This window comes from Micromonospora sp. CA-248260 (assembly GCF_050942205.1).
GTDB classification, from domain to species: domain Bacteria; phylum Actinomycetota; class Actinomycetes; order Mycobacteriales; family Micromonosporaceae; genus Micromonospora; species Micromonospora antibiotica.
The window spans coordinates 3742995-3756546 of record NZ_CP192021.1; the positions used below are offsets into that span (position 1 = coordinate 3742995).

10 protein-coding genes are annotated in these 13552 nt (G+C 74.2%); 4 read left to right on the forward strand and 6 right to left on the reverse strand.

Translation table 11 applies throughout. From position 1 onward, the window contains the following. Positions 1 to 15 precede the first annotated feature (15 nt). Positions 16 to 639: an RNA polymerase sigma factor gene (locus ACQP2H_RS16535; RefSeq protein ID WP_357536699.1), complete on the reverse strand. Its 624-nt coding sequence runs from the start codon at positions 637 to 639 to the stop codon at positions 16 to 18. 490 nt (positions 640 to 1129) lie between these two features. Here ACQP2H_RS16535 and ACQP2H_RS16540 point away from each other — a divergent pair, with 490 nt between their 5' ends. Further along, a complete protein-coding gene (locus ACQP2H_RS16540; protein ID WP_433227961.1) occupies positions 1130 to 2554 on the forward strand; it encodes a protein kinase domain-containing protein in 1425 nt (474 codons plus the stop codon). 116 nt (positions 2555 to 2670) lie between these two features. After that, positions 2671 to 3933, forward strand: coding sequence for a nucleotide sugar dehydrogenase (locus tag ACQP2H_RS16545; protein WP_219462351.1), 1263 nt, complete (start codon positions 2671 to 2673; stop codon positions 3931 to 3933). A gap of 89 nt (positions 3934 to 4022) precedes the next feature. On the opposite strand, the gene ACQP2H_RS16550 is transcribed toward ACQP2H_RS16545, so the two are convergent. The 4 genes from ACQP2H_RS16550 to ACQP2H_RS16565 form a co-directional block, all read right to left on the reverse strand. Further along, entirely contained in the window at positions 4023 to 6500 is a 2478-nt protein-coding gene (locus ACQP2H_RS16550) for an ABC transporter permease (protein ID WP_433233557.1), read from the reverse strand. 306 nt (positions 6501 to 6806) lie between these two features. Further along, entirely contained in the window at positions 6807 to 7472 is a 666-nt protein-coding gene (locus tag ACQP2H_RS16555; protein WP_219462358.1) for a response regulator, read from the reverse strand. After that, positions 7469 to 8701: a sensor histidine kinase gene (locus ACQP2H_RS16560; RefSeq protein ID WP_357536704.1), complete on the reverse strand. Its 1233-nt coding sequence runs from the start codon at positions 8699 to 8701 to the stop codon at positions 7469 to 7471. Before ACQP2H_RS16560 ends, ACQP2H_RS16555 begins: the two co-directional genes overlap by 4 nt. Positions 8702 to 8758: 57 nt before the next feature. Continuing rightward, on the reverse strand, positions 8759 to 9439 hold the full coding sequence (locus tag ACQP2H_RS16565; protein WP_357536706.1) for a DUF305 domain-containing protein: 681 nt from the start codon (positions 9437 to 9439) through the stop codon (positions 8759 to 8761). Between the two features lie 139 nt (positions 9440 to 9578). Here ACQP2H_RS16565 and ACQP2H_RS16570 point away from each other — a divergent pair, with 139 nt between their 5' ends. After that, entirely contained in the window at positions 9579 to 11033 is a 1455-nt protein-coding gene (locus ACQP2H_RS16570) for an LVIVD repeat-containing protein (RefSeq protein WP_433227964.1), read from the forward strand. A gap of 94 nt (positions 11034 to 11127) precedes the next feature. Here ACQP2H_RS16570 and ACQP2H_RS16575 read toward each other — a convergent pair whose 3' ends face one another. Beyond that, positions 11128 to 12162: a linear amide C-N hydrolase gene (locus tag ACQP2H_RS16575; RefSeq protein WP_357536710.1), complete on the reverse strand. Its 1035-nt coding sequence runs from the start codon at positions 12160 to 12162 to the stop codon at positions 11128 to 11130. A gap of 151 nt (positions 12163 to 12313) precedes the next feature. Between ACQP2H_RS16575 and ACQP2H_RS16580 the strand changes: the two genes are divergently transcribed. Further along, the gene (locus ACQP2H_RS16580; RefSeq protein ID WP_433227966.1) at positions 12314 to 13540 is read left to right on the forward strand and encodes an SLC13 family permease; all 1227 of its coding nucleotides are present in this window, start codon (positions 12314 to 12316) and stop codon (positions 13538 to 13540) included. Positions 13541 to 13552: the final 12 nt, after the last annotated feature.

Sequence of the window (13552 nt, forward strand, 5' to 3'; positions counted from 1 at the left end):
CAGTCTCCCCTCATGTCAGCCGTCCGCCGGCTCGGCCCGGGACACCTGGGGCGTCGGGCGGGGGCGGGGCGGGGCGACCCGCTCGCCGTCGGACGGCTCGGGTTCATCGCCACGGTCCAGCAACGCGGCCAGCCGGCGCAACCCCCGGTGGGCGGCCGTACGGACCGCACCCGGTCGCCGGCCGAGCACCCGCCCGGCGGTCTCGGCGTCGAGCCCGATCACCGCCCGCAGCAGCACCGCCTCCGCCTCCCGGGGTGGCAGGGTGGCGATCAGCGCCAGCGCGGACTCCGTCCCGATCGTCTCGCCGGCCCGCTCGGCGGTGTCGGCGTCCCCGGCGAGGTCGTTGAGTTCCTGCACCGGCACCGGCAGGGACGGGCGGCGACGTTGACGGCGCAGGTGGTCCATGGCCCGGTTCCGGGCGATGGTCACCGCCCAGGCACGGAACTCGCCGCCGGTGAACCGGGACAGGTCCCGGGAGATCTGCAACCAGGTCTCGGAGGCCACGTCCTCGGCGTCGGGGCCGACGAGCGCGGTGAGGTAGCGCAGCAGACCCGGCTGGAGGCTGCGGTAGAGGATGCGGAACGCCTCCTCGTCACCGGCCTGCGCCGCGACGACCGCTTCGGTCAGGTCACCGGTCACGGCCGCGTCGTTCCCAGCGGACGACCCGGGCCGGTGGCGGGCGGACGCGTGCCGCAGCCCCGGCCAGCCCAGCGGACCACCTCGCGCACCTTCAGCCCCCCGCTGACCCGATCGCACCTCACGCCGGATGACTTCTCTGCCACCGCCGCGCGGGGTACGGCGTCGGTCTGCGCGCGGTACCGGCGCCGGGACGGGCCAGAGTGGGCAACATTAGGAGCCGGAGGCGGCGGAGGCAAGCGGACATCGGGCCGGAAAGGGTGAGATAGATCAACTCCCTGGTGGCGCGTCGCCGTGCCCGCATCGCCGCCGGGACACCTGGCTCTCGACACCCCGGGTCATCCCATCGGGCGGACGACGTCGACGACCCGTCACCGGTGACCTTGGGTGGGGTGCCGGTCACCGCCGGTCAGGGGTGACCTCCATTGGGCCGCCCCCCGAAATCCCGGAAGGGATATCGCCGTCTGCCGGACGGGAGGACCCTGGGTACGGTATGGGGGTGTTGTCATCCGAGGTCGTGCTCAGCGGTCGCTACCGCCTGGACGAACGTGTCGCCACCGGCGGCATGGGCGATGTCTGGCGTGCCACCGACCTGGTTCTCGGTCGCCAGGTCGCGGTGAAGGTGCTGCTGCCGGCGCTCGTCTCGGACCCCGATTTCATCGCCCGGTTCCGCTCCGAGGCGCGGATCATGGCCGCGCTGCGCAACCCCGGCATCGTCCAGGTCTTCGACTGCGGTGAGGACCGGCTCGCCGACGGCACCCGGGCCGACTACCTCGTCATGGAGTTCGTCGAGGGCGAGCCGCTGTCGCGCCGGATCGAGTCGGCCGGTCACCTGGACGTGACCGAGACGATGTCGGTCGTGGCCCAGGTCGCCCAGGCCCTGCACGCCGCGCACGCCGGGGGGATCGTGCACCGCGACGTCAAGCCGAGCAACCTGCTGGTGCAGGAGGACGGCACGGTGGTGCTGGTCGACTTCGGCGTCGCCCGCTCCACCAATGTGACCAGTATCACCAGCACGAACGCGGTGCCGGGCACCGCCCTCTACATGGCACCCGAACAGGCGTCCGGTCGGCCGGTCTCGGCCGCCACCGACATCTACGCCCTGGGCGCGGTGGCCCACTGCTGCCTGACCGGGCAGCCGCCGTTCACCGGGGACAACCCGCTCCAGGTGGCCGTACGCCATCTGGACGACGAGCCGCCGGAGCTGCCGGCGGACATCCCGGCTCCGGTGCGGGCCCTGGTGGCCCGGGCGTTGGAGAAGGACCCCGCGGACCGCTTCGCCACCGGTGCCGAGATGGCCGCCGCCGCCCGCGCCGCGAGTGGCGACGGCACCGCGACCGCCATGACCGCCCTGGTGACACCGCCGCTGCGCGACCCGTCCGGGGCGAACACCCCCCGCCCCGTCGGGGCGCAGACGCCCAGGACGGTGGTCGGGGCGGGGTCGGGACGAACCCGTCGGGGCTCGCTGGTCGGCGCGTTGGCCGCGGTACTGGTCGCGTTGACCGCGCTCGGTGCCGCCCTGGGTGCCGCGAAGTCGCTCGACAACGGCGTGCCGAACATCCGCAGCACCGGTCCGGCGGTGGCGCCCACCGAGCAGAGCGAGCTCCCGGCGGTCGTCGAGCAGACCGGCCCCCAGGAGACGGAGCGGCCGAACCGGCCGGGCAACCAGACTGCGAAGCCGTCGCCGTCGGCCTCGGTCAGTCCGACGCCGCTGCCGAACGGCTCGTCGCAGTCGCTGCCCACCAAGTCCGCACCACCCAGCGCGCCGGCGACGACGCCCCCTGTCGGACCCACCGCGACGGAGTCGTCGCTCCCGCCGGGGCCCACCGCGCCGGAACCGACGGCCGCCACGACCGACCCGGGCAGCGGCGGTGGTGGCGGCGGGGACGGCGATAGCCCCGCGTCGAACACCAACTGAACGATCCTCTCGTTTGGGCAGGAACGCTCCCAGAGCCCCCAGGAACACCAAAACGGGCGTAGATCGCCATATCGCCATCTAGGCTCCGTGCAAGGACACGCTTGCAGGGAGCCCAGGTGAACGCAGAGAAACTCGTCGTCATCGGCCAGGGATACGTCGGACTGCCGCTGGCCATGCGCGCCGTCGAAGCCGGACTGGACGTGGTCGGGTTGGACGTCGACGCCGACCGGGTCAAGCGGCTCGCCTCCGGCGAATCCTTCGTCGAGGACATCGGGGCAGACCGGCTCGGCCGCGCCCTCGCCAGCGGCCGGTACCGGCCGAGCACCGAGTACCCGGACGCCGAGGGTTTCGACATCTGCGTGATCACCGTACCCACCCCGTTGCGCGACGGGGCCCCCGACCTGAGCTACGTCGAGCAGGCCGGCACCGCCGTCGGCCCGTACGTCCGGCCCGGCTGCACGGTGGTACTGGAGTCGACCACCTACCCGGGGACCACCGAGGACCTGCTCCGGCCGTTGCTGGAGGCGGCGAGCGGGCTGCGCAGCCCGGGTGACTTCCACCTCGGCTACAGCCCCGAACGGATCGACCCGGGCAACCCCACCTGGCGGCTGGAGAACACCCCGAAGGTGGTGTCCGGGGTGGACGCGGCGTCGCTGGCGCGGGTGGACGGCTTCTACCGGCGGTTGGTCGAACGGACGGTGCCGGTGGACTCCACCCGGGTCGCCGAGCTGACCAAACTGATCGAGAACACCTTCCGCCAGGTCAACATCGCGCTGATCAACGAACTGGCGATGGCCTCCCACCAACTGGGCATCGACGCCTGGCAGGCCATCGAGGCCGCGTCGTCCAAACCGTTCGGGTTCATGCCGTTCCGCCCCGGCCCAGGGGTCGGCGGGCACTGCCTGCCGATCGACCCGTGCTACCTGTCCTGGCAGGTCAAGCGCACCCTGGGCCGACCGTTCCGGTTCATCGAGCTGGCCGACGACATCAACCACCAGATGCCCGAGCACGTGGCCCAGCGGGTGATGGCCGGGTTGAACCGGATCGGCCGGCCGGTCAACGGGGCCCGGTTGCTGCTGCTCGGGCTGGCGTACAAGAAGAACACCGGGGACATGCGCGACTCGCCGGCGGTGGACGTGGCCCGGCGGTTGCAGGCGCTCGGCGCGGACGTACGCGCGGTCGAGCCGTACGCGGAGCCGCAGCACATCCCGGGCGGGGTGCTGGTCGTGGAGCTGACCGCGCGGGAGATCGCCGCAGCCGACGCGGTGGTCCTGGTGACCGACCACGACAGCTTCGACTACGACCTGGTCACCCGGCACGCCCGGTACGTCTTCGACACCCGGGACCGGTGCCGGGGTGACATGGTGGAACGCCTCTGACCGCTGCCCCGGGACGCGCGACGCCCCCGCCCGGGGCGCAGCGGCCCGCCGGCCGGCGACGACGCCGGGGCCGGCGGGCGACTACGGGGTCACTCCGCGCCGAGCGCCTCCACCACCGGACGGGCCAGGGCACGGCGGGCCGGCAGCACCGAGGCGGCCAGCGCGGCGAGCACGGCCACGGCCAGGATCAGCCCGAGCCGCCCCCAGGGCAGCACCAGCGTGAAGCCGCCACCCAGCCGGGCCACGAAGGCCACCGTCCCGGCGCTGACCGCGATGCCCAGCGCGGTGCCGAGCAACGCACCGACCAGGGCGGTCAGCACCGCCTCGACGGCCAGCAGCAGGCGCATCCGTCCCCGGGACAGCCCCACGGCACGCAGCACGGCGTTTTCCCGGCTCCGCTCCACCACCGACAGGCTGAGCGTGTTCGCCACGCCGACCAGGGCGATCACCACGGCCAGGCCGAGCAGCGCGGTGACGAAGGCGAGCAGCATGTCCACCGTGCCGGTGAGCGTCTTCTTGTAGGCGGCCTGGTCCAGCAGGTTCACCGTCGGGTACCGGGCGACCACCGCCCCGATGGCGGCGCGGGCCCGCTCGGCGGACACCCCGTCGGCCGGCTCGACCTCGGCCAGCTGGCCGCGTTCGTCGGGGTAGAGCGCGGTGAAGTCGGCGTCGGCCAGGTCGACCACGTGCCCGGCGGGCACCCCCTGCGACGTCGGGCCGTCGGCGGTGACCACGGCGGCCACCCGGAACGGACGCCCGGCGACGGTGACCGTCGACCCCACCCGCCAGCCCCGGGCGGCGGCCAGCTCCCGGTGCACCAGCACCGTCCCCGGCCCCAGGTCCGCGACGTCCCCGGCGTCGACCGCGTCGAGGGTACGCCGAGCCAGCGCCGGGTGCGCCGACCGCAGCTCGACGCCGTCGACGACCCGGTTACGGTGCTCGTGCACCACCCCCACCTCGGGTCGGGCGGCCAGTTCCCCGGCGAGCGGGGCGGGCAGCCCGACACCGACGCCGGTGACCACGAAGTCGACACCGATGCGAGCGTCGACCGCCCGCTCGACGCCCACCTTGACGCTGCCGGCGCCGACCACGAACGCCGAGACCAGGCCGATGCCGATCACCAGGGCGGTGGCGGTCGCCGACACCCGGCGCGGGTTGCGGGCCGCGTTGGCCACGGCGAGCGCGGCGGTGGCCCCGAACACCGGTCGCAACGGCCGGCCGAGCAACCGGACCAGCACCGGCACCAGCAGCGGACCGAACATGACTATCCCGAAGAAGGACAGCACCCCACCCACGGCGACCAGGGCGATCTGCCCGACGGCGGCGGCCCCGGCCAACGCGGCGATGCCGGCGACGCCGACCAGCGCGCCGAGGGTCAGCCGGGCCCGCCCGGCGCCCCGGGCCGGCTGCCCGGCGGCGTCGGTGAGGGCGGCCATCGGCGGCACCCGGGTGCCCTGCCAGGCGGGCAGCAGTGCGGACCCGACGGTGACCAGGGTGCCGAGCAGCAGGCTGAGCCCGACCGTCCGGGCGGTCACCGTCAGACCGGCGACGGACAGCGGCAGGTCGAGCCGGGGGGTCAGGGCCGCCGCCCCGGCGGCCAGCCCGACACCGAGCGCCACCCCGAGGGCCGAGCCGGCCAGCCCGAGCACCGCCGCCTCCAGCACGGCGGCCCGGAAGACCTGCCCCCGGCGGGCCCCCACCAGCCGCAGCAGCGCGGTCCGCCGGGTCCGCTGGGCGAGCACGATGGCGAAGGTGTTGGCGATGACGAACCCGGCCACCACCACCGCCACCCCGGCGAAGACGAGCAGCACCAGGCGGAACTGGTCCAGGTCACGCACCCCGTCCTCGACGGCCTCGTCGAGGATGCGCTGCCGCGACTTCACCATGGCGTCCCCACCGACCACCGCGGCCACCCGGCCGGCCAGGGCTGCCCCCGCCGTTTCCGGCGCGGCGGCCACCATGATCCGGTCGTAGCCCGGCCGCCCGCTGACGGCCAGCGCGTCCGCGCCGACCAACCCGACGAACGGGCCGCCGACGTCGCGTGTGGTTCCGGCCACGTCGACGGTGCCGACCAGGGTGTACGGGCGGGCCGGGCCGGTCGCGCCGCCGACGCCGACCGGGCCACCGAGCGTGAACCCCTGCGCGGCGACCGTGGGCGCGTCGAGGACCACCTCGCCGGGCCGGTCGGGCAGCCGTCCGGCGATCACGTCGTAGGAGCGCAACGCGGGCCCGGTGGGGATCGCGGCGAGCAACCCGACGCCGAGCACCGGCCGGCCGTCGACGCCGACCACCCCGACGAGGGCGGTCAGCTCCCCGGCGGCCTCGGCCACCCCGTCGACCGTGCGCACCCGGTCGACCAGGGACGGCGGAAGGGTGGTCCGGTCGGCGTAGACGCCCAGGTCGGTGTGCCGGTCGAAGGCACCGGCCCGCTCGTACGCCCCGGCCTGCATGCCGTCGGTGAGCATCAGCGTGCCGGCGACGAACGCGACCCCGAGCACGATCGCCACCGAGGAGAGCAGCAGGCGCAGGGCGTCGGCGCGCAGCGTACGCAGGGTCAGCCGCCACATCCCGGTCACCGCCGGTCCCGGCCGACGGCCCGGCGCGGCACGGCCCCGGACTCCACGGGCGGACGGCGGGCGGTGGACCCCACGGGCGGGCGGCAGCCGGTGGGGCGACGGCCGGCGACGGTGGGTGGGTGGGGCGCGGGGTGGGCGACGGTGGGCACGGACATGGGCACTCCCGGTCGGCGTGGTGCGGTCCCCTCCGACGCTAGGCAGCGGCCCGCCGCCCGGCGTCCACCCGCCCGCTCGGGCCGACTCCGCCACAGGTCGCCCCGAACCGGGACACCCGTACGCCCCAGGTCGTACCCGGGCTCAGCCGCCCGGGGTGACCAGGCCGCTCTCGTAGGCCAGGACCACCACCTGGACCCGGTCGCGGAGCTGGAGCTTGGCCAGGATCCGGCCGACGTGGGTCTTCACCGTCGCCTCGGCGACGTGCACCCGGGCGGCGATCTCGGCGTTGGCCAGGCCCTGCGCGACCAGCAGCAGGATCTCCCGCTCCCGGTCGGTGAGCTGGGCCAGGCGCGGGTCCTCGGTGGGGGCGGGGCCGAGCCGGTCGGCGAACCGGTCGAGCAGCCGGCGGGTGATCGACGGGGCGACCACCGAGTCGCCCTCGGCGACCACCCGGATGGCCGCCAGCAACTCCTCCGGTGGCACGTTCTTGAGCAGGAACCCGCTGGCCCCGGCGCGCAGCGCGGCGAACGCGTCCGCTTCGGTGTCGAAGGTGGTCAGCACCAGCACCCGGGGCCGGCCGTCGGCGGAGGCGGCACAGATGCGGCGGGTCGCCTCCACCCCGTCCATGGTCGGCATCCGCAGGTCCATCACCACCACGTCGGCCTGGACCCCGGCCAGCACCCGCAACGCGTCCGCCCCGTCGATCGCCTCGCCGACGACCGTCAGGTCAGGCTGGGAGTCCAGCACCATCCGGAAGCCGGCCCGCACCAGCGCCTGGTCGTCCACGATCACCACTCGTACCGTCATGCCGCGATCACCTCCGGGTCCGGGGTCGACGGTAGCGGCAGCCGTACCTCGACCTGCCACCCGCCACCGGTACGGGGTCCGGCGGTGAGCCGGCCGTCGTACACGCCGACCCGCTCGCGCATCCCGACCAGGCCGTGGCCGCCGGAGGGCGCCGGCCGGGTCGGCGGGCGTCCGCGCCCGTCGTCGCTCACCCGGACCACCAGCCCGTCGTCGACGCCCAGCGCGACCGTGGCGTGCGCGCCGACCCCGGCGTGCTTGAGGGCGTTGGTGAGGGCCTCCTGCACCACCCGGTAGACGGTGAGGTCGAGCCCGGGTGGCAGGGTGGCCGGCACCTCCCTGGCAAGGTACTCGACCCGCAGACCGGCGTCGCGGAACCGGCCCACCAGTGCGGGCAGCTCGGCGACGGTGGCGCGGCGGCGTTCCGGTTCGGTGCTCGGGGTGACCGCGCCCGGGCCGGTGGTCGGCTCCGGTGGGCTGGGCTCGCGCAGCACGTCGACCAGCCGCCGCATCTCCTCCAGTGCCTGCCGGCCGGTGTCGGCGACCACCTTCACCGCCTGCCGGGCGGTCTCCGGCTCCCGGTCGAACAGCAGGCGGGCCCCGTCGGCCTGCACGATCATCACCGCCATGCTGTGGGCCACCACGTCGTGCAGCTCGCGGGCGATCCGGGCCCGTTCGCCGACCACCGCCGCGCGGGCCTCGGCCTCCCGCTCGCGTTCCAGCGTGGCGGCCCGTTCCTCCAGGCTGAGCACGTAGAGGCGGCGGGTGCGGACGTTCAACGCGGCCAGCCACACCCCGCCGGTGATCAGCCCGAAGTAGATCGCGGGGGCCCACCAGGCGACGTTGGTCTGGGCCTGCGAGGCGGCCAGCAGCACCCCGACGGCGGCGACGGCACCGGCCAGCATGCCGTCGCGCAGCCGGTCGGCGTACTTGACCACGCTGTAGAGGGCGATCAGCACGGCGACGTCGTAGGCCAGCGGACCCCAGCCGGCGACCACCTGGATCAACGCCAGCCCGGCGACGAGCACCGCGACCAGCGACGGGTGGCCGCGCCGGAACAGCAGGGCCACCGCCATGGACAGGCCGACCAGCGCGGACGGCCAGCCACCGGGCTGGGCCGACAGGCCGGGTTGGGCTGCCGCCGTGACCAGGGTGAAGAGCACCACCAGCGCGCTGACGCAGACGTCGAAGGCGACGCCGCGCAGCGGGCGACCGAAGAGGGTACGGCTCACGGTGACCGAGCGTAGTGCCCCGTTCGGGGTCGATGCGGGCCCTGGCCCGGCCGGGGCTCAGAGCAGCTCGCGTAGCCGGGTCATCTCCACGGTCTGCTCGGTCGCCACGGCGGTGGCGAACTCGTTGAGTTGCTGGTCGGCGCCGGCGGAGAGCAACTGGGTGGCCATCGTCACCGCGCCCTCGTGGTGGGCGGTCATCAGGCGCACGAAGAGCCGGTCGAAGGCGACGCCCCGGGCGTCGGTGAGCTGCCGGATCGCCTCGGGGCTCTGCATGCCCGGCATCCGGCCGTGCTCGTGGCCGGGTTCCTCGGCGGCCAGGCCACGGGCGTCGAGCCAGCCGCGCAGCAGCCCGACCTCGGGTGCCTGGGCACCCCGGATCCGCGCGGCGATCGCCTTGACCTGGGCGCTGGCGGCGCGGTCGGGGGCCAGCGCGGCCAACTGGAGGGCCTGCTGGTGGTGCGGGATCATCATCCGCACGAACCAGACGTCGAGGGTGTTGTACCGGGGCGTGCCGGGCTCGCGGACCTCCTGTGCGGGCCGGGTCACGGCGGGTTCGCCCGGCCGGCCGGGCACGATCACCGCCGGAGCGTCCGTCGGGAGGGTCGGCGTCGGGGTGGCCGTGCGGCCCTGGGCCGCCGGGGACGGCCGGTCGTCGGGGCGCAGGGCCACCCCGACCGACACCAGGACGGCGGCGGCGACTGTGACGGCGAGCAGGACGCGTCCACGTGGGCCGGTCATGCGACTCCCCCTCCGGTCGAGGTCGACGCGATCGTATCCATTCATCACCGCGGATTGATGTGGCGCGAATCACATCAACTGTCATCACTGGCCGGTAAGGTGTCAGGCACGCATCGTCCCCTTTCGAAGGGTTCCGCCGATGATCAGGTTCCCCCTGCCCCGACCACGGCAGTTGAAGATCGTCAGCGTGGTCGCCGCCGGCCTGCTGGTGGCGAGCGTCGCCACCAGCCCGGCAGGCAACGCCGCACCGGCCACCGCGACGGAGAGCGGGACGCCGGCGGCCCCCGGCCTCGACGTCGACGAGATCTCCAGTAGCCCCAACCTGCGCCAGGTCGCCAACCTGCCCAAGCAGGCGCCGTTCGACACCACCAGCGCGCTCGGCACTGACATGGCCTTCCAGGGCCGGTACGCCTTCGTCGGCAACTACAACGGCTTCGTCGTCTACGACATCGGCCGCCCCAGCGCGCCGAAGATCGTGTCGCAGGTGCTCTGCCCCGGCTCGCAGAACGACATCTCGGTCTACGGCGACCTGCTCTTCCTCTCCACCGACTCGTCCCGCACCGACGACTCGTGCGCCAGCGCGAGCCAACCGGCGACGGTGAAGGAGTCCTGGGAGGGCATCAAGGTCTTCGACATCAGCGACAAGGCCAACCCGCGCTACGTCAAGTCGGTGGAGACCGCCTGCGGCTCACACACCCACACCCTCGTCCCCGGCAAGGACCGCAGGGCCGTCTACCTGTACGTGTCGTCGTACAGCCCCCGGGCCGACTTCCCCGACTGCCAGCCGCCGCACGACTCGATTTCCATCGTGAAGGTCCCGGTGCACAAGCCCACCGAGGCGTCGGTGGTGGCCACCCCGAACCTCTTCCCCGACGGCGGCTACGAGGGCATCCCCGGGCAGACCTCGGCCACCACCGGCTGCCACGACATCACCGCCTACCCGGCCAAGGACCTGGCCGCCGGGGCGTGCATGGGCGACGGCGTCCTGCTCGACATCCGCGACCGGGAGGCACCCCGGGTGATCAACCGGGTGCGGGACACGACGAACTTCGCGTTCTGGCACTCGGCGACGTTCAACAACGCCGGGACCAAGGTGGTGTTCACCGACGAACTCGGCGGCGGCGGCGCGGCCACCTGCAACGAGATCGTCGGCCCTAACCGGGGCGCGGACGCCGTCTACGACATCACCGGTCGGGGCGACGCCCGCACCATGGTCTTCCGCAGCTACTACAAGATCCCCCGCACCAACGCCGACACCGAGAACTGCGTGGCCCACAACGGCTCGCTGATCCCCGTACTCGGCAAGGACATCATGGTGCAGGCGTGGTACCAGGGCGGGGTCTCGGTCTGGGACTTCACCGACTCGACCCGGCCGAAGGAGATCGGCTTCTGGGAGCGCGGGCCGCTGTCGGACACCCAGCTCACCACCGGCGGCGCCTGGTCGACCTACTACTACAACGGGCACATCTACTCCAGCGACATCCAGAAAGGGCTGGACGTGCTCAAGCTCAACGACTGGCGCACCTGGACGGCCGACCTGGTCCGGATGCCCGAGCTGAACGTGCAGACCCAGGCCGGCTACCTGAGCTGGTAGCCCGACCAACCGACGACGAACGGCCCGGCCCGCTGGGGCCGGGCCGTTCGTGGTGCAGGGACGCCGTGCGTACAGGGACGCGCGGGTGGCGGGGTCAGCGGATCGGCAACTGGTAACGGCGTTCCGTGCCACCGCCGGCCACGGTGACCAGCCGGACCTCACCGTCACGCAGCCCGTACGTCACCGACCAGCGGGTGTGCCCCTGCCGGACCTGGTCCAGCAGGCGCAGCGCCGCCGTCGGGTCGACCCGGCCGTCGGCCGCGTCCAGCGCCGCCGCGAGGACGCCGTAGCGGCGGTCGCGGCGACGCTGCTGCTCGGGTACGTCGACCACCGGCACGTTGGTCAGCGCCTGCCACCGCCCCTGCCCCCGCTGCACCCGCATCGTCCCGTCGACGAACTCGACCACCGCCGACCGGCCGCCCGCGTCGGCGAGCAGGTAGTGCAGTGGGGGCCCGCCGTCGAAGTCGAGGTTGTGCCGGCCGAACAGCGCCACCGCCTCGTCCACCGTGGCCGCCCGGTCCAGCACCAACCGCAGGATGCGCACCGACCCGACGGTGGGCCGGCCCGGCACCGGCTTCGCGGTGGCATTGTCGTCGGCGGCCAGCCCGACGGCCAGCCCCCGCTCGTTCATCCCGTCGAAGGGCAGCAACGGCGCGTCGAGCAGCCGGCGGTCCCCGGTCGGGTCCGGGCCCACCCCCAGGTAGGACAGGTCGACCAGGGAGACCGAGGCGTAGCCCTCGGGTGGGTCGGTGCGCAGCACCATCGCCGGGTTGGCGTCCCAGTCGAAGTTGCGGGCGAACAACGGCCGGGCCGGGTCACCGGAGGCGGCGAACAACGAGCAGCCGAACGGGCCGGTGTCCGGCCGGGCGTCGGTGCCCACCGTCGGGTCGTAGCCACCGACGTAGGTCATCTCGTAGAGCGGCAGGTCGTCGACCTTGCGCAGGCTGTCCAGCGTACGCCGGGCCTGCTCCGGGTCCTGCCGGGAGGCGACCGGCGGGCTCGCGGACGCCGATGCCGAGGCGGTCCGGTCCGATTCGGTCGGAGTGGCCCGATCCGTCGGGGTGGCCTGGGCACAGCCGGTGGCGACGAGCGACAGGGCCAGTCCGGCCCCCAGCAGCATCCTGCGCATATCTCCTGAACGCTAGGGCAGCCGTGCCGGGATGTCCACCGTGGCGGGAACCGCGCACGTCGATGTCGGGCCCGCCGGTACGGGGTCGTCGGGCGGGCAGTTGCGGCCAACCGGCGTCGGAGCAGGGCCGGCTGTGCGAGGATCGTGCGCCGTGACACCTGCCGGCGGGACACCGCCCGTACCGACCCGACGGCACCGCCGTCCGAGGCTGCACCCGCTGGACCGGGTGGCGATCGGGCTGGCCCTGCTGGGCCTCGGCGCGGTGGCCACCGGGCTGCTGCCCCGGGCCGACGCCGCGGCGACCCTGCACCGCATCCTGCCACTGCTGCTCTTCCTCGGCGCGGTGGTGGTGCTCGCCGAGCTGACCGCCGTCGCCGGGGTGTTCGACGTGCTGGCCACCCGGCTGGCGATCGCCGCGCGGGGCAGCTTCGCCGGCCTGTTCCTGCTCTGCGTCGGGTTCGCCTCGCTCACCACCATCGCCCTCAACCTGGACACCACCGCGGTCCTGCTCACCCCCGTGATGATCGTGCTGGCCCGCCGGCTGGGCACCGCCCCGGGGCCGCTGGCGATGACCACGGTCTGGTTGGCCAACACCGCCAGCCTGCTGTTGCCGGTGTCGAACCTGACCAACCTGCTCGCCGCCGACCGGATCGCGCTGACCCCGGCGGCGTACGCGGCCCGGATGGCGTTGCCGCAGGTCGCGGCGATCGGGGTGACCATGGCGGGGTTGTGGCTGTGGTACTGGCGGCGGGGGCGGCGCGACGCCGACCGGTTCACCCCTCCCCCACCGCACCGGCCGGCGGACCGGCTGCTGTTCGGCACGGCGGTCGCCGGCTGTCTGCTGCTCGTCGCCGGCATCCTGGCCGGGGTGGAGATCGGGGTGGCCGCCGCCGTCGCCGCCGGGCTGGTGGTGGTCGGCTTCGCGGTCCGGTCCCGGCGGACCCTGCGCCCGGCGCTGCTGCCCTGGCGGCTGCTGGTCTTCGTGACCGGCCTGTTCCTGGTGGTGCAGACCCTCGGCCGGCACGGGCTGGACGACCTGGTCTCCGTGCTGCTCGGGGACGCCGGGGGCACGGTGGGGGCGCTGCGCGCCGGGGGCACCGGGGCGTTACTGGCCAACCTGGTCAACAACCTGCCCGCCTACCTGGCCGGTGAGGCGGTGCTCCCACCCGGTGACGGGACCCGGCTGCTGGCGCTGTTGATCGGCACCAACGTCGGCCCGCTGGCGGTGCCGTGGGCGTCGCTGGCGACCCTGCTGTGGTTCGAGCGTTGCCGCGCCGCCGGGGTGACCGTGCCGCTGGGCCGGTTCGTGGCGACCAGCGCGGTGGTCGCGGTGCTCGGCACCGTCGCCGCGGTGCTCGCCCTGCTGGTCGTCGGCTGACCCGGCGGCGGT

Excerpts from the sequence above, each read along its gene's own strand:
- ACQP2H_RS16540 (WP_433227961.1), top strand. The coding sequence starts at position 1,130 with ATGGGGGTGTTGTCATCCGAGGTCGTGCTCAGCGGTCGCTACCGCCTG.
- ACQP2H_RS16550 (WP_433233557.1), bottom strand. The coding sequence starts at position 6,500 with ATGTGGCGGCTGACCCTGCGTACGCTGCGCGCCGACGCCCTGCGCCTG.
- ACQP2H_RS16555 (WP_219462358.1), bottom strand. The coding sequence starts at position 7,472 with ATGACGGTACGAGTGGTGATCGTGGACGACCAGGCGCTGGTGCGGGCC.
- ACQP2H_RS16565 (WP_357536706.1), bottom strand. The coding sequence starts at position 9,439 with ATGACCGGCCCACGTGGACGCGTCCTGCTCGCCGTCACAGTCGCCGCC.
- ACQP2H_RS16570 (WP_433227964.1), top strand. The coding sequence starts at position 9,579 with ATGATCAGGTTCCCCCTGCCCCGACCACGGCAGTTGAAGATCGTCAGC.
- ACQP2H_RS16575 (WP_357536710.1), bottom strand. The coding sequence starts at position 12,162 with ATGCGCAGGATGCTGCTGGGGGCCGGACTGGCCCTGTCGCTCGTCGCC.